The 23988-nt window shown below is 71.5% G+C and carries 21 protein-coding genes and 1 tRNA gene; 17 read left to right on the top strand and 5 right to left on the bottom strand.

Annotation, left to right across the window (positions count from 1 at the left end; all coding sequences use genetic code 11):
- Window positions 1-3: 3 nt before the first annotated feature.
- The 8 genes from AB0C36_RS12340 to AB0C36_RS12305 all read left to right on the top strand — a co-directional run bounded on the left by AB0C36_RS12340 (window position 4) and on the right by AB0C36_RS12305 (window position 9153).
- Window positions 4-717 (top strand): NADH-quinone oxidoreductase subunit J family protein, encoded by a 714-nt coding sequence (locus tag AB0C36_RS12340; protein WP_358352851.1) that lies wholly within the window; start codon window positions 4-6, stop codon window positions 715-717.
- A 4-nt stretch (window positions 718-721) separates the two neighbouring features.
- Window positions 722-1102 (top strand): NADH-quinone oxidoreductase subunit NuoK, encoded by a 381-nt coding sequence (gene nuoK, locus AB0C36_RS12335; RefSeq protein WP_358352821.1) that lies wholly within the window; start codon window positions 722-724, stop codon window positions 1100-1102.
- Window positions 1099-3036: an NADH-quinone oxidoreductase subunit 5 family protein gene (locus tag AB0C36_RS12330; RefSeq protein WP_358352819.1), complete on the top strand. Its 1938-nt coding sequence runs from the start codon at window positions 1099-1101 to the stop codon at window positions 3034-3036. Before nuoK ends, AB0C36_RS12330 begins: the two co-directional genes overlap by 4 nt.
- Entirely contained in the window at window positions 3033-4730 is a 1698-nt protein-coding gene (locus AB0C36_RS12325; protein ID WP_358352817.1) for a complex I subunit 4 family protein, read from the top strand. The genes AB0C36_RS12330 and AB0C36_RS12325 overlap by 4 nt, the downstream gene beginning before the upstream one ends.
- On the top strand, window positions 4727-6364 hold the full coding sequence (locus AB0C36_RS12320) for an NADH-quinone oxidoreductase subunit N (protein WP_358352815.1): 1638 nt from the start codon (window positions 4727-4729) through the stop codon (window positions 6362-6364). Before AB0C36_RS12325 ends, AB0C36_RS12320 begins: the two co-directional genes overlap by 4 nt.
- 123 nt (window positions 6365-6487) lie before the next feature.
- The gene (gene htpX / locus AB0C36_RS12315) at window positions 6488-7342 is read left to right on the top strand and encodes a zinc metalloprotease HtpX (protein WP_358352813.1); all 855 of its coding nucleotides are present in this window, start codon (window positions 6488-6490) and stop codon (window positions 7340-7342) included.
- A gap of 106 nt (window positions 7343-7448) precedes the next feature.
- Window positions 7449-7889: a YccF domain-containing protein gene (locus tag AB0C36_RS12310; protein WP_358352811.1), complete on the top strand. Its 441-nt coding sequence runs from the start codon at window positions 7449-7451 to the stop codon at window positions 7887-7889.
- 274 nt (window positions 7890-8163) lie between these two features.
- A complete protein-coding gene (locus AB0C36_RS12305) occupies window positions 8164-9153 on the top strand; it encodes a glycosyltransferase family 2 protein (RefSeq protein WP_358352809.1) in 990 nt (329 codons plus the stop codon).
- Between the two features lie 166 nt (window positions 9154-9319).
- Here the strand turns inward: AB0C36_RS12305 and AB0C36_RS12300 are convergent, their stop codons facing one another.
- Window positions 9320-9808 carry a YajQ family cyclic di-GMP-binding protein gene (locus AB0C36_RS12300; protein WP_358352807.1) on the bottom strand — a complete coding sequence of 163 codons (489 nt, stop codon included), beginning with the start codon at window positions 9806-9808 and terminating at the stop codon, window positions 9320-9322.
- Between the two features lie 220 nt (window positions 9809-10028).
- Between AB0C36_RS12300 and AB0C36_RS12295 the strand changes: the two genes are divergently transcribed.
- A tRNA-Tyr gene (locus AB0C36_RS12295) sits at window positions 10029-10111 on the top strand.
- A gap of 75 nt (window positions 10112-10186) precedes the next feature.
- Here AB0C36_RS12295 and AB0C36_RS12290 read toward each other — a convergent pair.
- Together AB0C36_RS12290 and AB0C36_RS12285 are read right to left on the bottom strand one after the other, a co-directional pair.
- On the bottom strand, window positions 10187-10834 hold the full coding sequence (locus tag AB0C36_RS12290; RefSeq protein ID WP_358352805.1) for a response regulator transcription factor: 648 nt from the start codon (window positions 10832-10834) through the stop codon (window positions 10187-10189).
- Window positions 10822-12120, bottom strand: a complete 1299-nt coding sequence (locus AB0C36_RS12285; RefSeq protein WP_358352803.1) for a sensor histidine kinase — start codon at window positions 12118-12120, stop codon at window positions 10822-10824. The genes AB0C36_RS12290 and AB0C36_RS12285 overlap by 13 nt, the downstream gene beginning before the upstream one ends.
- 178 nt (window positions 12121-12298) lie before the next feature.
- Here AB0C36_RS12285 and AB0C36_RS12280 point away from each other — a divergent pair, with 178 nt between their 5' ends.
- The 3 genes from AB0C36_RS12280 to AB0C36_RS12270 all read left to right on the top strand — a co-directional run bounded on the left by AB0C36_RS12280 (window position 12299) and on the right by AB0C36_RS12270 (window position 16119).
- A complete protein-coding gene (locus AB0C36_RS12280; RefSeq protein ID WP_358352801.1) occupies window positions 12299-13066 on the top strand; it encodes an ABC transporter ATP-binding protein in 768 nt (255 codons plus the stop codon).
- Window positions 13063-15636 (top strand): ABC transporter permease, encoded by a 2574-nt coding sequence (locus tag AB0C36_RS12275; protein WP_358352799.1) that lies wholly within the window; start codon window positions 13063-13065, stop codon window positions 15634-15636. Before AB0C36_RS12280 ends, AB0C36_RS12275 begins: the two co-directional genes overlap by 4 nt.
- Window positions 15637-15738: 102 nt before the next feature.
- A complete protein-coding gene (locus AB0C36_RS12270) occupies window positions 15739-16119 on the top strand; it encodes a winged helix-turn-helix transcriptional regulator (RefSeq protein ID WP_358352849.1) in 381 nt (126 codons plus the stop codon).
- 36 nt (window positions 16120-16155) lie between these two features.
- On the opposite strand, the gene AB0C36_RS12265 is transcribed toward AB0C36_RS12270, so the two are convergent.
- Window positions 16156-17547: an FAD-dependent oxidoreductase gene (locus tag AB0C36_RS12265; RefSeq protein ID WP_358352797.1), complete on the bottom strand. Its 1392-nt coding sequence runs from the start codon at window positions 17545-17547 to the stop codon at window positions 16156-16158.
- 309 nt (window positions 17548-17856) lie between these two features.
- Here AB0C36_RS12265 and AB0C36_RS12260 point away from each other — a divergent pair, with 309 nt between their 5' ends.
- The 5 genes from AB0C36_RS12260 to AB0C36_RS12240 all read left to right on the top strand — a co-directional run bounded on the left by AB0C36_RS12260 (window position 17857) and on the right by AB0C36_RS12240 (window position 22898).
- Window positions 17857-18795: an AraC-like ligand-binding domain-containing protein gene (locus AB0C36_RS12260; RefSeq protein WP_358352795.1), complete on the top strand. Its 939-nt coding sequence runs from the start codon at window positions 17857-17859 to the stop codon at window positions 18793-18795.
- Between the two features lie 243 nt (window positions 18796-19038).
- A complete protein-coding gene (locus AB0C36_RS12255; RefSeq protein ID WP_358352793.1) occupies window positions 19039-21444 on the top strand; it encodes a sensor histidine kinase in 2406 nt (801 codons plus the stop codon).
- A gap of 5 nt (window positions 21445-21449) precedes the next feature.
- Entirely contained in the window at window positions 21450-21875 is a 426-nt protein-coding gene (locus AB0C36_RS12250) for a roadblock/LC7 domain-containing protein (protein WP_358352791.1), read from the top strand.
- Between the two features lie 20 nt (window positions 21876-21895).
- Window positions 21896-22273, top strand: coding sequence for a DUF742 domain-containing protein (locus AB0C36_RS12245; RefSeq protein WP_358352789.1), 378 nt, complete (start codon window positions 21896-21898; stop codon window positions 22271-22273).
- Window positions 22254-22898, top strand: a complete 645-nt coding sequence (locus AB0C36_RS12240; protein WP_358352787.1) for a GTP-binding protein — start codon at window positions 22254-22256, stop codon at window positions 22896-22898. The genes AB0C36_RS12245 and AB0C36_RS12240 overlap by 20 nt, the downstream gene beginning before the upstream one ends.
- Window positions 22899-23045: 147 nt before the next feature.
- Here AB0C36_RS12240 and AB0C36_RS12235 read toward each other — a convergent pair whose 3' ends face one another.
- Entirely contained in the window at window positions 23046-23861 is an 816-nt protein-coding gene (locus AB0C36_RS12235) for a DUF4232 domain-containing protein (RefSeq protein WP_358352785.1), read from the bottom strand.
- Window positions 23862-23988: the final 127 nt, after the last annotated feature.

Below are 23988 nucleotides of genomic sequence, written 5' to 3'. Positions count from 1 at the left end.
GCGATGGCCGCGGCATCGGCTCGCCCGGTGGCCTCGGTGGTGTCGGCCGCGGGCGACCTGTCGGGGGACGGCGGACCCGGGTTCCTGTCGCCGACCGGCGCCGAGGTCGCGTTCGTGCTGATCGGGCTGGTGGTGCTGGGTTCGGCGCTGCTGGTCGTGACGACGCGGCAGATCGTGCACGCGGCGCTGTGGCTCGTCGTCACGCTGGGCGGCCTCGCGGCGGAGTACCTGCTGCTCACCGCGGAGTTCATCGCCTGGGTGCAAGTCCTGATCTACATCGGCGCGGTGGTCGTGCTGCTGCTCTTCGGGCTGATGCTGACGCGCGCTCCGATCGGGCGTTCGACGGAGCTGGATTCCGCGTCGCGGTGGCCCGCGGTGGTCGTCGCGGTCGGTGCGGCGGCGACGCTGCTGACGGTGGTGGTGGACGCCTTCCACGCGGCGTACCTCGACCTCGGGAAGACCGACGACGGCTCGGCCCGGGTGACCGGCGAGAGCCTGTTCCGGGTGTGGGTGCTGCCGTTCGAGGTGCTGTCGGTGCTCCTGCTGGCGGCGCTGATCGGGGCGATCATCCTGTCCCGGAGCCGCGAGAACGGCGGCAGGGCACCGGGAGCCGGCAAGCCGCAGGGACCCGGCAAGGCACCGGGCGGCGGCAAGCCGTCGGGCAGCGGCAGTTCGCGGGGCACCGGCACGCCGCCCGGCACGGGAAAGGTGCGGTGACCCGGTGCACCTCGTCTATCCGCTGGTCCTCGCCGTCCTGCTCTTCTGCATCGGCCTGTACGGCGTCCTCGCGCGCCGCAACGCGATCCTCGTGCTCATGTCCGTCGAGCTCATGCTCAACGCGGTCAACATCAACCTCGTCGCGTTCGACATGTGGCTGCGCGACACCCTGCACGCCGGGCAGGCGCTCACGTTGTTCGTGATCACCATCGCCGCCGCGGAGATCGGCCTCGGACTCGCCATCGTGCTGATGGTGTTCCGCAGCCGCGCCACATCGGACGTGTCGGAACTGCGCGACCTCGGCGAGCCCGGGGTTATCCCCTCACCAAGCCCGTCCGCCTCCGGCGCGCAGCCGGTACGCGGCGGCGGAAGCGAGCCGGCATGACCACGGCCGCGGGCCTGGCCGCCGCCCTCCCGTTCTGCGCCGCACTCCTCGGCCTGGCCGTCGGACGCAGGAGCCCGGCCGCCGCGCGCCTGTTGGCCGTCATCCCCCTCGCGGTCGCCGCGGTCCTCGCGCTCTGGGTCGCGGTGCGGCACGGTTCGGGGGGCGTGACCGAGAACGGCGTCGAGCTGACCCCGACGGGCGCGCTGGACATCGGGCTGTCGATGCGGATCGACGGCCTGTCCTCGCTGGTCGCCGTCATGGTCGCGGTCGTGGCGACGCTCGTGCAGGTGTACTCGGCGGCGTACCTGCGCAAGGACCCCCGCTATTCGTCGTACGCCGCACTCGTGTCGCTCTTCAGTGCCGCCATGCTGCTGGTCGTCTACACGGGCGACCTGATCGTGCTGCTCGTCGGCTGGGAAGTCATGGGCGTCTGCTCGTACTTCCTGATCGGCCACTACTGGGAGACCGAGGTCGCGCGGGCGGCGTCGCTCAAGGCGTTCCTCGTCACCAAGCTCGGCGACGTACCGTTCCTGATCGGGATCCTGGTGATCGGCGCGGGCAGCGGATCGTTCCGGATCGGCGAGATCGTCGACAACGTGCCGCCGTCGGGGGCCGGCTGGGTCACCGCGGGAACGCTGCTGATGCTGGGCGGCGTCGCGGGCAAGTCGGCGCAGGTACCGCTCCAGACCTGGCTTCCGGACGCCATGGCCGGTCCCACGCCGGTCAGCGCGCTGATCCACGCCGCCACGATGGTCGCGGCCGGTGCGTACCTGGTGGCCCGGCTGTACCCGGTCTTCCTCGCCTCGGAGACGACGCTGCTGGTCTTGGCGGTGATCGCGGCGGTCACGATGGTCGTGTCGGCGCTCGCGGCGTTCGCGCAGGACGACCTGAAGCGGGTGCTGGCGTGGTCGACGGTGAGCCAGCTCGCGTACATGACCGGCGGTCTTGCGGTGGGCGGCCGGGACGCCGCGGTGTTCCACCTGCTCACGCACGGAGCGTTCAAGGCGCTGCTGTTCCTGGCCGCGGGCGTGGTCATCCACGTGGCGGCGAGCGGGCGCATCGGCGACATGGGCGGGCTGCGGCACCGCGCGCCGCTGGTGTTCTGGACGATGACGGCCGGGCTCGCCGCACTGGTCGGAGTGCCGCCGCTGTCGGGCTTCTTCAGCAAGGAGGCGGTCCTGTCGGCCGCCGAGCACACCGCTCTGGACGCCGGGCACGGCGGACCTCCGGCGGCCGCGGGGTGGCTGGTGCTGGCCGCGGCGCTGGTGACGGCGGGACTGACGGCGGCGTACGCGACGCGTGTGTGGCTACGGGTGTTCTTCGGAGCGGAGCGGTCGGTCGCGGCATCGGGGGCGCATACCGACGACCACGGCCCGGTGCCGCGTGCCATGACCTGGCCGCTCGTGGTGCTCGCGGTGCCGACTTTGCTGCTCGGCTTCGTGGGGCTGCCGACGTCGTGGCTGACGTCGTGGCTGGGCGACGCGGACGGGCGGGCGTACGACACGGCCGCGGCGGACGCGGGGCGCCTTGTGCAGAACCACGCGTACTACGACCTCGCGCCGCAGCTCGGCACGTCGCTGATCGCCGTGGCGCTGCTCGCACTCGGCGCGGGCGCCGTCTACGCGCTGTGGCGGCGCGACCCGGCCGCGGACCCGGCGCGCGTACTGGGCCCGTTGCGCGGTCCGGCGGAACGCGGCTTCGACGTCGACCGGCTGTACGACGGGGTCGTGGTCCGCCCCGTCCGCGTCCTCGCGCGCCTGACGCGGTTCGTGGACGACACCGTCGTCGACGGCTACGTGCGCGGCGCGGCCCGGGGCACCTGGCTCGCCGGCGGGGGCCTGAGGCGCAGTCAGAACGGAAACGTGCAGGTGTACTTGGCCGGGCTCCTGGCAGGCTTCGTGGTCCTCGCGGTGGCTGTGGCGGTGAACGCGTGAACATCGTGCTTCTTGTGCTGATCGGACTGCCACTGCTGGGCGCGGCGGTGCTGGTGGCGCGGCCTGTGGACGAACGCTCCGCGCGCCTGGTCGGCGTCGGGGTCAGCGGCGCGGCGCTGGTGCTGGCCGTGGTCCTGGCGATCGCGTTCGACCGGGACGACGCGCGGACGATGCAGTTCACGACCGACCGTGTCTGGGCCTCGTCGCTGGGACTGCACTTCCATCTCGGCATCGACGGCATCTCGCTGCCGCTGCTGGTACTGACGGCGCTACTGACCTTCCTGGTGGCCGTCCACAGCCTGGGGACAATTCCGCCGGGCGGGAGCGCGCGTGCGTACACGGCGCTCGTGCTGGTCCTCGAATGCGGTGTGCTCGGCACCTTCGCGGCCCTCGACCTGATCCTGTTCTTCCTGTTCTTCGAGGTCGTGCTGATCCCGATGTACTTCCTCATCGCGCGATGGGGCACCCCGGGCGAACGCGGTCCCGCCGCCTTCAAGTTCATCCTCTACACGCTGCTCGGCTCGGCGGTGATGCTGCTCGGCTTCCTGCTCGTGCAGGCGCACACCGGAACGTTCGACATCACGCAGCTGACAGTGGGCGCCGGCGACGGCATGTCGCGCGGAGTGCAGATCACCGCGTTCCTCGCGATCGCGGCGGGCCTGGCGGTCAAGGTCCCGATGTGGCCGCTGCACACCTGGCTCCCGGACGCGCACACAGCGGCGCCCACGGGCGGCTCGGTACTGCTGGCGGGGGTGCTGCTGAAGATGGGCACGTACGGGCTGGTCCGCATCGCGGTGCCGGTACTGCCGGAGGGCGCCGAGGTGTTCGCGCCCTACCTGGCGGCCTTCGGGACGGTCGGGATCGTGTACGGATCGCTGGTCTGCCTCGCGTTGCTGCGCGACCCGGACGGGGACCTGAAGCGGATCATCGCGTACTCGTCGGTCGGCCACATGGGCTTCGCGCTGCTGGGCATCGCGACGCTCACGCCGCAGGGCGTCAACGGCGCGCTCTTCGTCAACATCGGCCACGGCCTCATCACCGGGCTGTTGTTCTTCCTGGCCGGCGCGGTCAAGGAGCGCAGCGGGACCGCGCTGCTCGGGCGCATCGGCGGCAGCCTGTACGCGCGGGCGCCGCGGCTCGGCGGGCTGCTGGCCTTCGCGGCGGTCGCGGGGCTCGGGCTGCCGGGACTGGCCGGGTTCTGGGGCGAGTTGCTGGCGATGTACGGGGCGTACCACCCGGCTTCGGGACTCAGCCGGCCGCTCTACCTCGTGCTGCTGGCGGCGGCGGGGGCGGGGACGGTGCTGACGGCGGCGTACATGCTCGGCATCGTGCGGACGGTCTGCATGGGGCCGGGGCTCGGCGCGAGCCTGGTGCCGGGGTCGGACGCCGGTGTCGAGGCGGTGTCGGCGCCGGCGGGGAACGGGCGTTCGGAGGCCGCACGTTCGGAGGCCGGGCAGCAGGAGGCGGCGCACGCCGAGACCGGGCATGCGGAGGCCGGCCATGCGCAGGCCGGCCGCCCGGGTACCGGGCGTGAAGCGGTGGTCCGGGTGGAGCCGCTGGCCGACGTCGGCCGCGTCGAAGTCGCCGCGTGGGGCCCGCTGGTGGTCCTGACGGTGGTGGCGGGGCTGTGGCCCGCCTCGGTCCTCGCGGTGACGGATCCGGCCGTCCGCGCACTTCTCGGAGGTGGGGCGTGACCGCCTCCGTCGAACTCGCGTCCACGCACGGTGCGGCGTCGCTCGTCCAGGACATCGACTGGCTCGCGATCGCCCCGCCGCTCGCCCTCGCGGTGGCCGCGCTCGCCGTGCTGCTCGCCGATCTGTTCCTGACCGGGCCGCGGAAGGTGTGGCTCGCGTGGATCTCGCTCGCGGGCCTGGCCGTGTCGCTGCTGCCGCTCATCCCGCTGCGGGACGGCGGCGTGCGGTCGACGTTCTGCGTGCCGGGGAATCCGACGACGGGGGAGGCGCAGGCCTGTTCGTACGTCGCCTCCGACTTCACCCTCGTCCTGCAACTCGTCCTGATCGGCTCGGCGGCCGTGGTCGTACTGCTGTCGATGCCGATGACCGCGCCGCGGCCGTGGGCCGACGACCGCCACGAGGACTCCGGCGTACCCGGCGGCGAGTACCACTTCCTGCTGCTGGCCTCGGTGGCCGGCGCCGTGACGCTGGCCGCCGCGCGCGACCTGGTCACGCTGGTGGTGGCGCTGGAGACCATGTCGCTGCCGGCGTTCGCGATGGTCGGGCTGCGGCGGGACGGGCGCGGCAGGGAGGCCGCGCTCAAGTACTTCCTGCTGTCGGTCGCCTCGACCGCGGTTTTGCTGTTCGGGATCAGCCTGCTCTACGGCGCCACCGGCGCGGTGCACCTGGACCGCGTCGCGGCGGGCCTGGAGGCGTTGGACCCGCGGGTGAAGACGGTCGCGGCGACGGGCGCGGCGCTGACGCTGGCCGGGTTCGCGTTCAAGGTGGCGGCGGTGCCGTTCCACTTCTGGGTGCCGGACACGTACCGCGGCGCGCCGGTGCCGGTGGCCGCGTTCCTGTCGGTCGTGTCGAAGACGGCCGGGTTCGCGGGGCTGCTGCTGGTGGCGGGGATCGCGCTGCGGCCGTACGCACACGTGTGGGGCCCGGCGCTGGCGGTGCTGGCGGCGCTGACCATGACCGTCGGCAACGTGGTGGCGGTGCGCGTCGCGACCGGCTCCGGTGACGCGGTACGGCTGCTGGCCTGGTCGTCGATCGCGCAGTCGGGCTACGTGCTGGTGCCGTTCGGTACGGCGGCCGGGGACGGGGCGGACCTCGCGGAGCGGCTGCCGGCGTCGGTGGCGTACCTCGCGGTGTACGCCGTCATGAACCTCGGGGCGTTCGCCGTGGTGACCGCGGTCGGCCGGGACCGGCCGACGGGGCTGGTGTCGGACTACCGGGCGCTGCTGCGGGCCCGGCCGGCGCTGGCGTTCGCGATGGCGTTCTTCCTGCTGTGCCTGGCCGGTCTGCCCCCGGGGCTGATGGGGCTGTTCGCCAAGGTGACGGTCTTTCAGGCGGTGGTCGCGGGGGGCGCGGGCTGGCTTGCCGTCGTGATGGCGGTCAACGTCGTGATCGGCCTGTACTACTACCTGGTGTGGACGGCGCTGCTGTTCGCGCCGCCGCTGCCCGGGACGCCGCCCGGGGCGCTGCCGGGCGCGCTGCCGGGGGCGACGGGAACCCTGGGGGAGTCCGGCTCGTTGCGCGTTCCGGCACCGTTCGCACTGGCAGTCGCACTCGCGTTCGGGCTGGGGGTGGCACTGTCGGTCGCTCCGCAGATCGTGCTGCGGGTGCTGACGGTGCCGGGGCTGCTGGGCTGACGTCCCGGCCGGATCCCGTACGGAGAGGCGTGACGTCGGCTCTGTGGGGGAACCATGCGATTTGTTCCTTCGTTGATCCGGGACAAACCGCCCCCGCTTCCCCTCGTACCGAGAGGACCTGCCGTGCACCGCCAGCACAACGGACTGAAGACCGCCGTCCTGCTCGGCGGCATGTCCGCGCTCATCCTGCTCATCGGCAGCTTCTTCGGCAGGACCGGCCTCATCATCGGCCTGGTGGTGGCGCTGCTGACCAACGGGTACGCGTACTTCAACAGCGACAAGATCGCCCTGCGCTCGATGCGTGCCCGGCCGGTCAGCGAGGCGGAGAACCCCGAGCTGTACCGCATCGTGCGGGAGCTCTCGACGGCCGCACGGCAGCCGATGCCGCGGCTCTACATCTCGCCCACCGAGGCGCCGAATGCTTTCGCCACCGGCCGCAACCCACGCAACGCGGCGGTCTGCTGCACCACGGGGATCCTGCGCATCCTCGACGAGCGGGAGCTGCGCGGCGTACTCGGACACGAGCTCGCACACGTCTACAACCGCGACATCCTGATCTCGTCGGTCGCGGGCGCACTGGCCAGCGTGATCATGTTCCTGGCCAACTTCGCGTGGCTGATCCCGATCGGTCGCAACGACGACGACGGTCCGGGCCTGTTCGGCATGCTGTTCATGATGATCCTCGGCCCGGTCGCGGCCTCGCTGATCCAACTCGCCATCAGCCGCAGCCGCGAGTACCAGGCGGACGCCTCGGGCGCGCAGCTGACCGGCGACCCGCTCGCGCTCGCCAGCGCGCTGCGCAAGCTGGAGATGGGCACGCAGCAGAAGCCGCTGCCCGCCGAGCCGCGTCTCGAGGCGACCAGCTCGCTGATGATCGCCAACCCGTTCCGCCCCGGGCAGGGCATGTCGAAGATGTTCTCGACGCACCCCCCGATGGCCGAGCGCATCCGCCGCCTCGAAGCCATGGCCGGCCGCTGACCCCGCGGGCCCGGCCCGTGCCGTCCCGCGGAACGCCCGTGCGACAGTTCCACGGCAAACGCCGCCAAGCAGGGTAGTTCCTCAGCATTTGGGGGATTGTTGCCGCATGAAGACCGTGCTCAACATCATCTGGCTCGTGCTGTGCGGGCTGTGGATGGCGATCGGCTACGCCGTCGCCGGCATCGCCTGCTTCCTGCTGTTCTTCCTGGTCATCACCATCCCGTTCGGCATCGCGGCGTTCCGGATGGCGGCGTACACGCTCTGGCCCTTCGGCCGGACCATCGTGTGGAAGCCGTCCGCCGGCATCGGCTCGATGCTCGGCAACATCGTGTGGATCGTGCTGTTCGGCTGGTGGCTCGCCCTCGGGCACCTCGTGTTCGGGCTGCTCATGTGCGTCACGATCATCGGCATCCCGCTCGGCATCGCGAGCTTCAAGCTGATCCCCGTCTCGCTCACGCCGCTCGGCCGCGACATCGTCTCGACCGACGACCGGAGCTTCTACAGCTGGAGCGCCACCGGGTCGCCGCGCCCGACGCCGTACGCGTGACCGCGGCGACCGCGCCGCCCGCCCCACGCCACTTCCGCGGTAACCCCTGGGAGTGCAGTACGCGTGTCTTCCGAGTGAACCCGAGGGCCCGGGCTGAATCCGTACCGCCAACGTGCCGATATTCGGCACAACCCGCTCTTGCGCGGCCCGACGACCCGATGCGCCGAAGCGCCGAAGCGCGCCCGGCGACCGGGCCGCCGGACCGGGACACGAGCGCTACCGCGGCCGACGGGGCCGCCCAGCCACGGGGAAGCCGACTCCGCGGAGGTGTGCCGTGCCGGCAACGGTGAGCGTCATCGTCCCCACCCGAGACCGTCCGGGCTCCCTCGCCGACGCGCTGCGCAGCATCGCGCTGCAGCACGGCGACGGGGTCGACGGCATCGAGATCGTCGTCGTCAACGACGGCGGCGGGGACATCGCGAGCGCGCTGCCGCTCGGCGTGCCAGGGGTGACCGTACGCCTCATCTCGCACCCCCGCCCGCGCGGCCAGGCGGCCGCCCGCAACGCCGGCCTGGAGGTCGCCTCGGGCCGCTTCGTGGCCTTCCTCGACGACGACGACCTCTACCTGCCGGGGCACCTCGCCCGCGCCCTGGCCGCGCTGGAGGCGTCCGGTGCCGACGTGATGTACGCGGACTGCGTGCTCACCGACGCCCGGTGCGTGCCGGGGGAGATGCCGGAGGTGTCGCCGTACCGGTACGACTTCGCGTACGACCCGGGCATCCTCGCCGTCGCCAACTTCATCCCCACCTCGGCCGTGGTGTGCCGCAACCCTGCTGTGCACGGCCCGGCCTCGTGGTTCCGCTTCGACCCGGAACTCCCGGTGCTGGTCGACTGGTCGCTGTGGCTGCGGCTGATCCACGACCGCGGCTGGTGCTTCGAGCGCTGCCCGCAGCCCGGCGTCGTCTTCCACCGCGCGACGGGCGACGTCGCGGTGACCGGGCGCACCTGCGCGCACCTCGACGAGCTCGGCCGGTACGAGGACGCGTACCGCACCGTCATCGCCCGCTGGCCCGTCACCCCGGGCAGCCGGGTGGCCCGCTTCCGCGCCCTCTTCCTGGAGACCTTCCAGATCGCCCAGACCCTGCTCGCCACCGGCCAGCGCCTGGTCCCCTTCGCCTACGAGGGCGCGCTGCGGGTCCTCTACGACGGCTTCACCGGACGCCTGGACGAAGCCCTCGTCCCCGCCCGCACCGCCGCCGTCCTCTCCGGCGAAGACCTCCGCGACCCCTTGCCCACCCGAGAGCCGGCCACCCCGCACCCCTGACCCGGCCCCGTACCGCGCCGACCCCGAACATGCCGCGGGGCCCCGGACCACCGCCCGGAGCCCCGCCGCAAGACCAAACCACCACCAACCACTACTGCTACCGCGCTCGCACAACCACCTTCACCACCGTGGCGTGCTCACACGTGCTCACACGTACCCACCGGTCCTACCGGTAGTTCACAAACTGCACCGCGAAGTCCAGGTCCTTGCCCTTGAGCAGCGCGATGACCTCTTGCAGGTCGTCCCGGCTCTTCGAGCTGACCCGGAGCTCGTCACCCTGAATCTGGGCCTTGATGCTCTTCGGCCCCTCGTCCCGGATGATCTTGGACACCTTCTTCGCGTTCTCCTGGGAGATGCCTTCCTGCATCCCCCCGGAGATCTTGTACTCCTTGCCGGAGAGCTTCGGCTCGCCCGCCTCGAACGCCTTCAGCGAGATCCCCCGCTTGATCAGCTTCGACTGGAACACGTCGAGGATCGCGTTGACGCGCTCCTCGGTGTTGGCGCGCATCTCGATCTGCTCACCCGACCAGCCGATGTGCGCCCCGACGTTCTTGAAGTCGAACCGCTGCGAGATCTCCTTCGCGGCCTGGTTGAGCGCGTTGTCGACCTCCTGGCGGTCGACCTTGGACACGATGTCGAAAGAGGAGTCAGCCAAGGGTCAGCATCGCTTTCTGTGAGATCAGAGTCCCGCCCGCACCCGTCACCGGACCCCTACGGCCCCGCACCCGGCGGACACACGACTCCCCAGCGTATCCAGCCCACCGCCGCCCCGCCCCCACGCCGCCCCACGTCCCCCCAACCCGAATCAACCGAGTGGCGGACCACCCCACAGCGTCCGCTATTGTTATCCCCGTCGCCCCACAAGACGACATCCCGGCGGGTTGCCCGAGCGGCCAAAGGGAGCAGACTGTAAATCTGTCGGCTGATGCCTACGCAGGTTCGAACCCTGCACCCGCCACCCTTTGCAAAGCAGCCTCTGACCAGCGTGTCTGGTTGGGGGCTGTTTTCGTTGGCTGGGGGCGGGGGGTGGGGGTTATTGGTCGCGGAGGTAGGTGAGGACGGCCAGGACTCTTCGGTGTCCTGCTTCGTCGGCTAGTAGGCCCAGTTTGTTGAAGATGCTGCGGATGTGTTTGTGGATCGCGGCTTCGGTGACGTGCAGTTCGGTTGCGATGTCGCCGTTGCGGTGGCCTTGGGCCATGAGTTGCAGGACGTCGCGTTCGCGTGCGGTGAGGGTGGAGAGCGGGCTGTGGCCGCGGCCGCGGCGCATGAGGGTGGTGACGACCTCGGGGTCGAGGACGGTCTCGCCCCGGGCGACGCGGTCCATGGTGCGCAGGAAGTCCTCGACGGCGCCCACCCGTTCCTTGAGCAGGTAGCCGACCGCGCCGGCGCCGTCGGCCAGCAGGTCGCCGGCGTACTTGGTCTCCACGTGGGCCGAGAGCACGAGCATCGGGAAGCCGGGGCGCAGGGCCCGGACCCGCATCGCTGCGCGCAGTCCCTCGTCGGTGTACGTCGGCGGCATGCGCACGTCGACGATGGCCAGTCCCGCGTCGAACTCCTCGATGGTTTCGTAGAGCCGGTCGGCGTCCGGACGTGCGGCGACCACTTCGATGCCCTCGGCGGACAACAGCGCCGCGAGACCTTCGCGCAGCAGGGTGTCGTCCTCGGCGATCACGACTCGCACGGCAGCTCCATCCGTACCGAAGTGGGCCCGCCGGGCGGGCTGGTGACGGTGACGGTGCCGCCGAGCGCCTCGATCCGGCTCCCGATCCCGGCCAGGCCGCTGCCTTTCGCCGGCTCGGCGCCGCCGTGTCCGTTGTCGGTCACCGTGGTGATTACGCGCATCTCGCCGTTGTCCTCCTTCCAACTCAGGTGAACGTCGCATTCGGTCGCGTTGCTGTGCTTGGCCACGTTGGTCAGCGCTTCGGCGACCGAGAAGTACAGGGCGGTGTCGACGGATGCCGGTGTCGGCGCCGGGGCGTCGACCCGCAGCCGTGCGGGGATCTGCATCCGGTCGACCAGCAGTCCCAGGGCCGGCACCAGGCCTTCTTCGGCGAGTGCCGGCGGGTAGACGCCCTGGATGATGCGGCGCATCTCGGCCAGTGCCTCGCGGCTGGCGTCCTGGGCTTTCGCCAGGGCCGTCGCGACGTCGCCGGTTCCGGTGCTCAACTGGCGTTGCGCGGTGCCGATGAACATGGAGACGGCCACCAGCCGGTTCTGCGCCGCGTCGTGCAGGTCCCGTTCGATCCTGCGCAGTTCGGCGCTGTGCACGTCGACGGCCGTACGCCGGCGTTGCTCCTCCATCTGGGCGCGGAGCCGGAGTTCCTGGTCGCGGGTCGGGGCGAGCAGGCGTTCGAGGAGCTTGGCGTCGGCGGAACGTACGGCGGGCAGGGCGATCGACCACACCGCCAGTCCGGCGAGCCCGATCAGGCCCGACGCCAGGGCGAGCCACCACGACGTGATCTCGAAGAACTGCTCGGCAGTTCTGCCGTCCGGCATCGTCCACCAGTACGTCGGCAGCGCCAGTGACTGCAGCGACAGCAACGGCAGCAGCAGGGCGACGGCACCGAGCGGGATCCCCACGATGACGCGCTGGAGGACGGCGGCCAGGTCGCGGGGCAGTGTGCCGTCGGCGATGTGGTGGCGGGCGACGTCCGGCCCGGCGGTGGCGGTGGTGGCGGCAGCGGGGTGCAGGTACGGCGATGGGATGCGCCGTCCGAGTGTCCGTCCGACCCTGCCGCGTTCCCGGTCGCACCAGCGCCGCAGCAGCCCGGACGCGGCACCGGCGAGCAGGAGCCCGACACCGACCACCGACAGCGCGGCCACCGCCACGACGACCGCGAGGACCAGCAGGCCGTACAGCCCGGAGAGGGCGCTGCCCACCAGATAGCGGAGCGAGGCAGCCGGCCGCCGGACCGACACCGCATCTCGCAGTCTCTCGCCGGTATCGGACCTTGCCTTGGCGCTCACTTGGTGGAGCCTACTTCCACCGTCTGCCCAGATCCCGGTCTGCGCGAGCGTGCTGCGTGCTGCGAGCTGCGCGAGGCGGGGTATAGCCAGCACCACCATCGGGGTGGGCGCGGGTACCACCGCAGGTCGGGTACGCGGGGGACTGTGCCGCGCACGCCACGAACCTACGGTCGAAAACGTGACGAAAAACCAGGGGGAACGCCCCGGAAGCCATGACGACCACGCCGTGACGGTCAGCGGTTTGAGCAAGAGTTTCGGCGCCGAGGCCACCCGTTTCTGGGCGCTGACGAACATCGACCTCTCCGTCGCGCCGCGGAGTTTCACCGCGATCATGGGACCGTCGGGCTCCGGCAAGACCACGTTGTTGAACTGCCTGTTGGGCCTGGAAAAGCCGGACACCGGCTCGATCCGCATCGGCGGCATGGACATCACCGGCCTGGGGGAGGCCCAACTCGCCGAGATGCGACGTTCGCATGTCGGGGTGGTGTTCCAGTCCTACAACCTGATCCCGTCCCTCACCGTCGCCGACAACATCTCGTTGCCGCTGCGACTGGCCGGCCGGCGCATCGACCGCGGCCGCGTACGGGACCTGGCGGAGACCGTCGGTGTCGGTGCCACCCTCGATCGTCGACCGGCCCAGTTGTCCGGGGGCCAGCAGCAGCGGGTCGCATTCGCCCGTGCGCTCGTCACGGACCCGGAGTTGATCGTCGCCGACGAGCCGACCGGCGCCCTGGACACCGCGTCGAGCGATGTCCTACTCGGCCTGCTCCGTTCGATCGTCACCGACCTCGGGCAGCGGGCGCTGCTGGTGACGCACGACCCGCGCGCCGCGGCGGTCGCGGACCGTGTGCTGTTCCTGCGCGACGGGCGCTGGTACGGCGAACTCCGCGGGGCCACCGAAGGGCAGATCGCGGCCACCCTGACCGACCTCGGGCGGCAGCCGTGAACAAGCTCGCCCGATTGATGCTGCGAGCGCGCCGGGGCCAAGTCGTCGCGCTGGCCGTGACCTTGTTCTTCTCGGCCGTTCTTGTCGGAGCGTTCGGCGTGCTGCTGGAGACCGGCGTCCGCGGCGAGGTCTCCACCGGCGAGTACGACGATGCGCCGCTGCTGGTCGCATCCCGGCAGTCGGTGCCGGTCGGCGGCGACGTCGACATGACGGTTCCGGGCCGGGCGCTGCTGCCCGCCTCGCTGGTCGACGAGATCGCCGCGGCGCTGCCGACGTCCCGCGTCGTCGCCGACCGCATCGTGCCCGCGGTCCTCGGCGTCCGGGCCGACGCGGTCGAGCCGGTGGACGTCGAGCCGGTGGACGTCGAGCCCGTGCCCGTCGAGCCGGCGGACGTCGAGCCGGTGGACGCGCACCCCTGGTCGGCGTTCGCGCTCGGGAACCGCGAACTGGCCTCGGGACGCGAGCCGGTCGAGCCAAACGAAATCGTGCTCCCCGACCACGTCGCGCGCTCCCTCGGCGTGGAGGCCGGTGGAAAGGTCCTGCTGGGCTTCGGCGACCAGTCCGTCGAGTACACACTCGTCGGCACCACCACAGCCGACGACACGGGAGTCGACGTCCCGGACGTCTATCTCAGCGACGGGCAGATCGGATCACGGGGCAACCCCGCTCGCAGCGTGGCGGTCATCGGGGTCTGGCCGCAGGCGGCGTCCGACGCACAACTGCTCGCCGGCCTGGCCCCGCAGGCCAACGCCCGGTTGTGGGATCGCGGTGACCGGGGACCCGTCGAGGCGGTGTCCCAAGGGCGGGCGACGGCGGCCCTCGTCTCCGCCGCCGGCGCGCTCGGCGCCGTCGCGTTCATCGTCGCGGTGTTCACCGTCATCGCCCTCACGTCGCTCCAGATCCGCGAGCGGTCACGCGAGTTGGCCATGCTCCGCATCGTCGGCGCCACGCCGCGACAGGTGAACCGGCTGCTGCGCGCGGAGATCCGCGTGGTCGCCGCACTGGCAGGGGGCCTCGGCGGCCTCGCGGGACCATTCGTGGGAGCGCTCATGGTCGGCGCCATCCGATCCTGGGGGGTACTGCCCCGGACCCTTCAACCGGTCTTCGGCCCGCTCCCGTTCGTCGTGGCGATGCTGACCGGTCTCGTCGCCGCGGAGCTTGCCACGCGGGTCGCGGTGCGCCGCGTCGTACGCAGCAGCCCGCTCGCGCAACTCGAGGACGGGGACACAAGTACGTCCGGATCCCCGCGGACGACCCGCCGCATCGTCGTCGGAGTCGTGCTCCTCGCGGCGGGCATCGTGATGGCGTTCGCGCCGACCTACACGTCCAACGTCGATGCGGCCAGCGGACTCCCCGGGATCTCCGGACTCGTCATGGCTCTGTCGATCGGCCCGCTGAGCCCGCTGGTGGTACGCGCGGCGACCGCAATCGTGCGTCGACCGGCGGCTCGGACCGCCGCGGCGTACGCGGCGCTCAACAGCATCCGCCACCGGGCCGCCCGGGTCGGCGGCGCGTTGACCCCGATCGTCCTCGGCGTCGCGCTGGGAGCGGTCCAGCTCTCCGGTGCGGCGACGGTCGGCGCGGTGTCGGCGGCGCAGGCGAGCGCGGGCACGCGTACCGACCTCACGGTCACCGTGCCCGGCGCCGGAGTCGGGGACCGGACGACCGAACTCGTACGGGACGTGCCCGGCGTCGGCTCCGCGACCCCGTTCGTGACCACCGGCGTCATCGTGCGGCCCCCCGCCGGCAGCGGCAACGGCCCGCAGACCCTGAACGCCCTCGGCATCGCCGACGACCAAGTGGAGCGGTACGCCGACCTCGGGCCGAAGGACAACAACCCGATCCGGCTCCGGCAGGGCGAGGTGGCGCTCGGTGTCCTCGGCGCCGCCCAGGTGGGAGTCCACGTCGGGGACGAGGTCACCATCGTGCAGGCCGACGGGCAGGCGATCACGCGGCACGTGAGCGCCCTGTACGAACGCGGCCTCGGCTTCGGCGAGGTCCTCCTCCCATTCACCGACCTGCAGTCGGCGACCGGTTCGGGACTCGCGTCCGGCCTGGCCGTCACCGTCGCCGCATCCGAATCGGCCGCGCAGGTCGAACGCCGCATCCGCAGCCTCCTGGCGGACGTACCCGGAGCCGAAGTCACCCGCTCCGACTCCGCCTTCGCCACCGGCGCCGGCGACGCCCCAGGCGGCGAGGACAAGTTCGGGCTGCTGATCCTGATGGTCCTCTTCGGCTACATCGCCATCGCGGTCACCAACTCCCTCGTCACCGCGACACTTTCCCGTCGATCGGAGTTCGCGCTCCTGGCGGCCGTGGGCGCCACGCCGCGCCAAAGACGCTCGACCCTGCGCTGGGAAGCCGCCTTCCTGGGCGTCACCGCCTGCCTGGTCGGGACGGCGTTCGCGCTGCCCGGCCTGTTCGCCATGACGTACGCCCTGAGCAACGGCGACCGCATCCTGCCCGCAATCGACCCCGTCACCTACACCGGGATCGTCGCCTTCACCTTCCTCCTCGTCTTCGCCGCCACCGCCCTGGCCGGCCGAGCCGCCATGCCCACCCGCCGGTGACCGCCGCGTACCGGAACCTCGTGGTCTCTTGTGGTTACTGAGAAACCATAAGAGAGTGAGGGTCGACCTGGACGAACACAACTATTGGTGACTGGGAACCCGATGGTGACCAAGCAGTTCACGGGCTCGCGCGACGACGCGAACCTGGCGCGCGCGGACTCGCTCGCGCGGGAGATCTTCTCGGACGTCGCCAACAAGTGGGCGTTCCTGATCATCGAAAGCCTGGGCGAAGGCACGCTGCGCTTCAGCGAAGTGCGGGACGCCGTCGAAGGCATCAGCCACAAGATGCTCACGCAGAACCTGCGCATTTTGGAGCGCAACGGGCTGCTCGTGAGGGTCGTGCACCCGACGGTGCCGCCGCGCGTGGAGTACACCCTCACGGAGGCGGGCCACGCGCTGCGGGCCACCGTCGAGGGGATGTGCGCCTGGACGCAGCAGTACCTCGGTCATATCGAGGACTCCCGCCGCCAGTTCGATGCCTGAGACCTCTCGTCGTACGCCGACGACGATGGCCGCTGGTTAGTTGCGGGGGGCGCGGATTGCGCGGAGCAGAGTGCTCGGGGTCATCAGGGTGCGGGGCGGGGCGATCATGTGGAGGACGTGGAGGAACCGGAGACCGACGACCGGGTCGGTGACGGCTGCCCGGTGGACCAGGTCGCCCAGGCGGGTCGCGAGGGCGAAGCCCGGGGGGCGCTTTGCGGTGACGTGCGGCAGGCGGAGGTCGTTGAGGACGGAGGTCTGCCAGGCGTCGTCGGTGACGCGGCGGACCGCCGAGAAGTAGTGGGCCGCGGGTTCACCGGGGAGGCGTCCGGACTCCAGCGCGTCGGCCAGGCACGATGCGTGGGCGGCGGCCGAGGACATGCCCTGGCCGTAGACGGGGTTGAAGGACGCGACCGCGTCGCCGACGCTCACGAGCCCGGCGGGGAACCTGGTCAGGCGGTGGAAGTCGCGCCGGCGGTTGTCGGGATGGCGGTAGACGGCGACTTCGCCTTCCAGGCGCGCGTTTGCGGCGAGTTTGCCGAAGGGCTCCGCGGGGTCTTCGCGGCAGCGCGTGAGGAAGTCCTCCGCGGTACGGGTGGGCTTGTCGTCGGCGTAGCCCGCTGTCAGGGCGATCCAGCGGTCGCCCTCGATGCGACCCAATGTGGCCACGCGCACCCGACCGTCCGGCCGGGTGCTGAGGGACTGGGCAAGTGTCGCGCCGTCCGTGACCGCGCTCGGATCGGAGCCCGACTCGGACCCGGGCCCGGTGCCCGACCCCGACCCGGTGCCTGGCCCGGACCCGGCCCCGGAGCCGCGGAAGATGGCGGTTGCGTACCCGAGATCGACGGTGATGCGCTCAAGGGGCGGCTCCGGCCAGCCGCCCTCGGCGAGCCACGCGGCTATGCGAGTGCCCCGGCCAGTGGCATCGACCACCAGGTCTGTGGGCAGGGTGTCCGGTACGTCGCTACCTCCGACGGCAAGACGTACACCGTCGACGCGCTCGCCGCGGAAGGACAGCCCGCGGACGTTGGCCGTCAGTACCCGCACACCGGGGTACGCGAGGACCCGGCGCCGGATGTGCGCCTCCAGGAACGGCCGTGTCGCACTCACCATCGGCAGGTCGCCGACCAGGACTTTGCGCCTGCCGTCCAGGTAGCCGTACACGTCGGTCCCGGTGTTCGCGCGTACGGCGCCCGCCGCCACGATCTCGTCCGTGAAGCCCGGCAGCCAACGTTCGATGCCGCGTCGGCCCGCCTCCAGGAGCGCGTGCATCTGGGCGCCTTGCGGTACGCCGCGCCGCGGACTCTCCGTGCCGTCCGCGGGGGCCAGCTCGTCGCGTTCGACGATCACCACCTCGTCGGCGTGCTCGGCCAGCACCCGGGCGGCGAGCAGGCCGGCGATTCCGGCTCCGAGCACGGCGACTGTACGCATCAAGGTCCTCTCCCGCGGGATCTGCGCTGCCCAGGATCACCAACGGGACGTTCGTGAACTAGCTGGAACACGAACGTCTTCTGTGCGTTTTTGACGGGCGGCGACGTTCGCGACATCTATGGCCCGTACCATGACCGGTCGCTTCCGAAGTCCCGTTCGCGCGACAGAAAGGCGAAGCCGGTGAGCCGTCGACCGTCTTGGAACCGTGATGCGGGACACCGGGTTTCCGCGCGGCGCCACACCGTCCGACGCGACGGGCTCAGACGGCCCCTGGTCCGGCCGGGACCGGCGGCGAGCGGCGACGGGTACGTGCCGGACGTCGACTCGTGGCGGGCCTCGCTCCGCGACGCCATCGTCGAGATGGACGCCACACCCCTCGACCGGCCCGGGAGTTCCGACTACACCGGCTGGGTCTACATGCTCGACCTCGGTCCGATCAGCGTGACCGACGTCGCGTCGGATCCGGTGCACGTCGCGCGGACTCCGCGCCTGATCAACCACAACCCGGTGGACTTCTACCACTTGTCCGTATCCCGGCGTCCCAGCCTGGCCGAGCAGCACGGTCGGCAGAGTCGGCTGGGGGCGGGCGACGCCATCCTCGTCGACAGCTCCGAGCCGTTCTCCGTGACGGCCGACAGCTTCGCCCACTACCTGATCGTCAACGTGCCGCGCGCGGCGCTGCGGCGCGACCTTCGCGTGGACCGGAACATGCTCGGTCAACACGTGTCGGCACAGAACCCGAGCCTGCGCGTGCTGATGTCGCTGCTGGGCGAACTGGGCCGCGGGGCGCCGGAGCTTACCTCCGAGATGATTCATGAACTCGGCCATACAGCCAGCGAGTTGCTGGTCTCGACGCTGCGTCTGGCGGAGGCGGGCCATCGGCACTACGCCGATACGCGGATGTCGCGCGGCGCACAGCTGCTGCGCATGAAGGACTTCGCCATGCGGCAACTGGCGGACCCGGACCTGTCGCCGAAGCTGCTCGCCGCCGCGTTCGACGTGTCGGTGCGGTACGTCGAACTGGTCTTCCGGGAAAGCGGCGTGTCGCCGTCGCGCTTCATCCGCGAGGCCCGGCTCGCCGAGGCGCGGCGGATGCTCGCCGATCCCAGGCAGCGGCACCGGTCGATCGCCGCCATCGGACGGTCGGTGGGCATCGAGAACGCCAGCGTCTTCGCTCGCATCTTCCGCGCGCGGTACGAGGCCACGCCCCGCGAGTACCGGCAGTTCGCCGGCGTCATGCCCGACTGACGCGCGGGGCACGGTCCCGGCCGTTCGCGAATCGTCGATGAGATGTGCGCAATCGGTCGCATTGCCCGCGTCCGGGGCTGCCAGGGTCACCCGAGTGCATCACCGGGCACGCCCCCCCGCGCCCGGTCGTCGTCCCACCGAGCACCGGGAACTTTCGACTTGCTGCCCGATTCCTCTCGCTCCCGCCGAGGTCGCCTGCGCATTCCGGGCCCGCGCTCGATCCGGGCCCGGATCGTCGTCCTGGTGCTGGTGCCGAGCATCGCGCTGATGGCCGTGTGGGGTACGTACACCTACGGCCGCTACGACCAGGCCGCGGACCTGCGCCAGACCCTCGACGACGTGCAGCGCGTCGCCGTCAAGGGCGAGCTGGCGATGGTGTCGATGCAGGAGGAACGCCGTCTCAGCATGGAGTTCCTGGCCGGGAACGCCGTGGACCGCGCGCGGCTCGACGGGCAGCGCCAGGCCACCGACCAGGCCCTCGGCGTCATGAACCAGGCCGCGGGCCCGGTGGTGGAGCGCCATCCGCCGGAGCTGAAGCGGACGTTCGAGCAGATCACCGCCGGGCTGGGCGGGCTGCCGGCGTTCCGGCAGCAGGTGGACGGACGTCAGGTCGGGCCCGACGCGGCGTTCCAGTTCTACTCCGGTGCCCTCGAAGGCGCGATGGGCTACTTCGAGGCCCAGGTCAGGTCCACGAACGACACCAAGACCGCCACCGAGGCCGGTACGGCCGCCGCGCTGTTCCGCGCCCTGGAGTACCTGGCCCGGCAGAACGCGGTGCTCTCCGCGGGGGTCGCCTCGCTGACCGGCCTGAGCGTGCCGCAGCGCGCGCAGTTCGACCAGTTGGTGGGTGCGCAGCGCGCACAGTACGCGTTCGTGCGACCGCAGTTGCGCGGAGCGCAGGCCGCCCGGTACGAGCAGATCCTCGCCGGTCGCGATTGGGCGCTGCTGAGGGAGGCCGAGAACAGCGCCTCCGGGCGAACCGGCAGAGTGGCCGTCGATGCGGCGGCCCTGCACCAGGCGATGCTCTCGACCGCCCAACAGCTCCAGCAACTCACCCTCGACCAGGTCGAGTTCGCGCGAGGGTACGGGCGGGAGCGGATCGACGACCTGACCACGTCCGTCATCCTGGTCGGTGCCCTGACACTCGCGTCCATCCTGCTGGCCGTGCTGATCTCCGTGCTGGTCTCGCGCGCTCTGCTGCAGCGGCTGCGCGGACTGCGCGACTCGACCCGAAGGCTGGCCAACGAGCAACTGCCCGATGTGGTCGGCAGGTTGCAGCGTGGTGAGAAAGTCGACCCGGCCGAGGTCGGCTCCGACTTCGACCAGGGCCGGGACGAAATCGGCGAGGTGGCGCGCGCGTTCGACGAAGCGCAGCGCACCGCCGTACGGGCCGCCATCGAGCAGGCCGAGACCCGGCAGGGCGTGAGCCGAGTGTTCCTCAACATCGCGCACCGCAGCCAGGGCCTCGTGCACCGGCAGCTTGCGCTGCTGGACGAGATGGAACGCGAGCACGAGGACCCGGACCTGCTCGCCGAACTCTTCCGGGTGGACCACCTGGCCACCCGCATGCGGCGCAACGCGGAGAACCTGTCCGTGCTCGGCGGCACGATGCCGGCGCGCCGCTGGCGGCGCCCGGTGATGCTCGCCGAGATCCTGCGCGGTGCGGCCTCGCAGACCGAGGACTACTCGCGCGTCAAGCTGACCATGGTCCCCGAGGCCGGTCTCGCCGGTCCGGTCGCCGGCGACGTGATGCACCTGCTGTCCGAACTCGTCGAGAACGCCGCGACGTTCTCGCCCCCGCACACCAAAGTGCGGATCAGTGCCGAACTGGTGCCCAACGGCCTCGGCATCGAGATCGAGGACCGCGGACTGGGGATGGCCGCCGAAGCGCGCGAGGAGGCCAACAAACTCCTGCACACGGCACCGGAGTTCAACGTCATGGGCTTCACCACCGATACGCGGCTCGGGCTGTTCGTGGTCGCCCGGCTCGCGCACCGGCACGGGATCTCGGTGAGCCTGCGGTCGTCGCCGTACGGCGGGACGTCGGCCGTCGTACTGCTGCCCCTGTCGCTGCTGGGCGACGCCGGCGATCCGGGTGATTCGAGTGAAATGGGCGCTTCGGGTGACCCGACCGACCCGCGCGCCGGCACGGCCGGTGCGGGAATCGCAGGCAACGCACGGCCCGTCACCGTCCCCGGTTACGTCAGCGGCCCGCAACCCGCCCCACAGCCCACCCCGCCGCACATCGAGCCGGTCCCGACGGGCGCCGACCAGGGCCGCGTCGCGGTCCTCCCCGCACCACCGCAACTGCCTCCACCCCGAGCCGTCACACCGACTGCCCCGGCAACCACCGCTCCCGCCTCCACCTCGCAAGCCGCAGGCGGCCCGTCCGGCGAGCGGCGCCTGCCCCGCCGGGTACGCCGGGCGAGCCTGCAGCCGCAGCTGCTGCGCCGCACCGACACCGAGGCGCCGCATCCGGACGCCGAGGTGGAACACCGCTCCGCCGAGGAAGCCCGTCAGGTCATGGCGGCCTTCCAGCGCGGCTCGTTCAAGGGCCGCACCGAAGCCGGGCGGCTTCAGGACGACGGCGGGCCCCCGCCGTACCCGCACAGCGCGCCCGAGTATCCGAACGGACAAGGACAGTGGTGACCGCGATGAGCTCCGTGACGCACGACAACACCGAGCTGAACTGGCTGCTGGACGACCTGGTCAAGCGCGTCCCGCGGACCCGGCACGCGATCGTCCTGTCCGCCGACGGCCTGCTGATCGGCAACTCGCGGGGCCTGGACCGGGACGACGCCGAGCACATGTCCGCCGTCGCCTCCGCGTTCCAGAGCCTGGCCCGCGGCGCGGGCCGGCACTTCGACGGCGGCCGGGTGCGGCAGACCATCGTGGAACTGGAGAAGGTCTTCCTGTTCGTCACCGGAGCGGGCCGCGGCGCGTGCCTGGCGGTGCTGGGCGAGGCGGACATCGACGTCGGCCTGGTGGCGTACGAGATGAACCTGATCGTCAAGCGGGTCGGGGACTTCCTCGCCGCGGCGCCGCGCCAGGCCGCGGTGGACCTGCGGCCGACGTTCTGACGCGGCGAGGACACGACCCCATGTCGCCCGCAGCCGACGGCACGTGGTGGGACGAGGACGCCGGTCCCGTCGTGCGCTCGTTTGCCCGGACCGGCGGCCGCACCCGCCCCAGCCGCGACGAGTTCAACCTCATCACCCTGATCGTGAACGCCGGCCACGAGGCCGCGCTGCCCGCTCTGGAGCCGGAGCATCTCGGCATCCTGCGGCTGTGCACCGACACCCCGCTGTCCGTCGCCGAGATCTCCGCCAAGCTGAATCTCCCGCCCACCGTGGTGAAGGTCCTGCTGGGCGACCTACTCGACATGGGGGCGATCCACACGCGCGCGCCTATCGCGCTGGCGGAAGCCCCCGACATCCACGTACTCCAGGCGGTTCTCGATGGCATACGCAGGATCTGAGCCGACGCCGACGCCGACGCCGACCTCCGGATCCGGCCCAGGTCCAGGCACCGGTCCCGGCCCGGAGCGACTGCCCGCGGCGGTCAAGATCCTCATCTCCGGCGGCTTCGGTGTCGGCAAGACCACCATGGTCGGCGCGGTCAGCGAGGTGCCGCCGCTGCGCACCGAAGAGGTCATCACGCAGGAGAGCCAGGGCATCGACGACCTGACCGGCGTCGAGGCCAAGACGACGACCACGGTCGCTCTCGACTTCGGCCGCATCACGCTCGGCCGCGGCCTCGTGCTCTACCTCTTCGGTACGCCGGGCCAAGACCGCTTCTGGTTCATGTGGGACGAACTGGCCGTCGGCGCCATCGGCGCCATCATCCTGGCCGACCCGCGCCGCCTCGCCGACTCGTTCCCCGCGATCGACTACTTCGAGGTACGCGGCCTGCCGTTCGTGGTCGCCGTCAACTGCTTCGACGGCGTCAGCGAGTTCGGCATCGAGGAGGTCACCGACGCCCTCGACCTGGACCCGCACGTCCCCGTCGTCATGTGTGACGCGCGGTCCCGCGATTCGGGCAAGCACGCCATGGTCACGCTCATGGAACACGTCGTCGCCATCCGAACTCCGGTCCGCGGGTAGGTCGCCCCGCGGGTAGGTCGCCCCGCCCGAAAGTCCGTCTCCGCACGCCGCCGTGGTTCGGAAACGCCCGGGTGCCCGACCTGGGTACGGGTCGGGCACCCGGGCATCGGCGTTGCCGTCGTCCGCGGCGGGGCGTGGCGGGGCGGGTCAGTTGAGGGCCATGTCCAGGGTCTGCTGCCAGTAGGTCACCTGCAGCGTGGTGTCGACGTACACGCCCGCGGCCGGGAGCGACGGGTTCGCGACCGAGCCGTCCTCGAACGGGATCTCGAGCGTCGAGGTCGTGTACCCGTTGTCGCCGCTGCCGTCGCCGGCGGACAGGCGTACGCCCGCGTAGCCGGACTCGCCGGGCGCGAGGCTGATGACGGCCTGCGGCTTGGTGGTGTCGTCGACCGGCGGTACGGACTGCGCCTCACCGAAGCGCGCGGCCGGGTAGCCGACCAGGTCGCAGTTCTTCGATCCGGTGTTGGTGACGGTGAGGAGAAGGTGGTTCAGCGGGCGGGCGACGACGGTGGCGGTCATCTTTGTGTTGGTCCCGCCGCAGGGCTGGAGCTTCGGGACGGAGTCCGAGCCGCCGGACGCGTTGCCGCCGTTCGACCCGCCCGAGGCCGCGCCGCCGGTGCCGTTGGAATTGCCGGAACCACCGGAACCACCGGTGCCGTTGGATCCGCCGGAGCCGCCTGTGGTGCCGGACGACTTGGCGCCCTGCGTTGCGGAAGAGCCTGTCCCTGCCCCCGTACCCGCGCTGCCCGTGCCCGAGCCGCTCGTGCCGGCTCCGGACTGCGTCGGCGAGGCCGTCGCGCCGCCCGTACCGGAACCACCCGTCTGGGCAGGGGCGCTCGGTGCGGGAGAGGAGGCCCCGGCGCGGGCTTCGTCGTCACCGCTGCTGCACGCGGTCAGCCCGAAGGCGGCGAGCGCGGCGGTCGTGGCGGCGAAGAGGCGGATGCGGGAGGTACGTGCGGACATGGCTGATCCCCTGTGGGTGTGGGCGGGTTCCGGCAAGCTGCCGGTGCACGCCCCGGACTTCGGTCGACGCGGCGTGCTTCGATGCCCCGATCCTGGGCGCGGACCCGTCCCGCCCGCCACCGTTGCC

Source organism: Streptodolium elevatio (assembly GCF_040649515.1).
Taxonomy (GTDB): Bacteria; Actinomycetota; Actinomycetes; order Streptomycetales; family Streptomycetaceae; genus Yinghuangia; species Yinghuangia elevatio.
The sequence above is the reverse complement of the archived record's forward strand: the minus strand, read 5'-3'. Positions and strand labels throughout refer to the sequence as shown.

Coding starts and splice junctions, on each gene's coding strand:
- AB0C36_RS12340 (WP_358352851.1), top strand. CDS start 4: ATGGCCGCGGCATCGGCTCGCCCGGTGGCCTCGGTGGTGTCGGCCGCG.
- AB0C36_RS12330 (WP_358352819.1), top strand. CDS start 1,099: ATGACCACGGCCGCGGGCCTGGCCGCCGCCCTCCCGTTCTGCGCCGCA.
- AB0C36_RS12310 (WP_358352811.1), top strand. CDS start 7,449: ATGAAGACCGTGCTCAACATCATCTGGCTCGTGCTGTGCGGGCTGTGG.
- AB0C36_RS12270 (WP_358352849.1), top strand. CDS start 15,739: ATGGTGACCAAGCAGTTCACGGGCTCGCGCGACGACGCGAACCTGGCG.
- AB0C36_RS12265 (WP_358352797.1), bottom strand. CDS start 17,547: ATGCGTACAGTCGCCGTGCTCGGAGCCGGAATCGCCGGCCTGCTCGCC.
- AB0C36_RS12250 (WP_358352791.1), top strand. CDS start 21,450: ATGAGCTCCGTGACGCACGACAACACCGAGCTGAACTGGCTGCTGGAC.
- AB0C36_RS12245 (WP_358352789.1), top strand. CDS start 21,896: ATGTCGCCCGCAGCCGACGGCACGTGGTGGGACGAGGACGCCGGTCCC.
- AB0C36_RS12240 (WP_358352787.1), top strand. CDS start 22,254: ATGGCATACGCAGGATCTGAGCCGACGCCGACGCCGACGCCGACCTCC.
- AB0C36_RS12235 (WP_358352785.1), bottom strand. CDS start 23,861: ATGTCCGCACGTACCTCCCGCATCCGCCTCTTCGCCGCCACGACCGCC.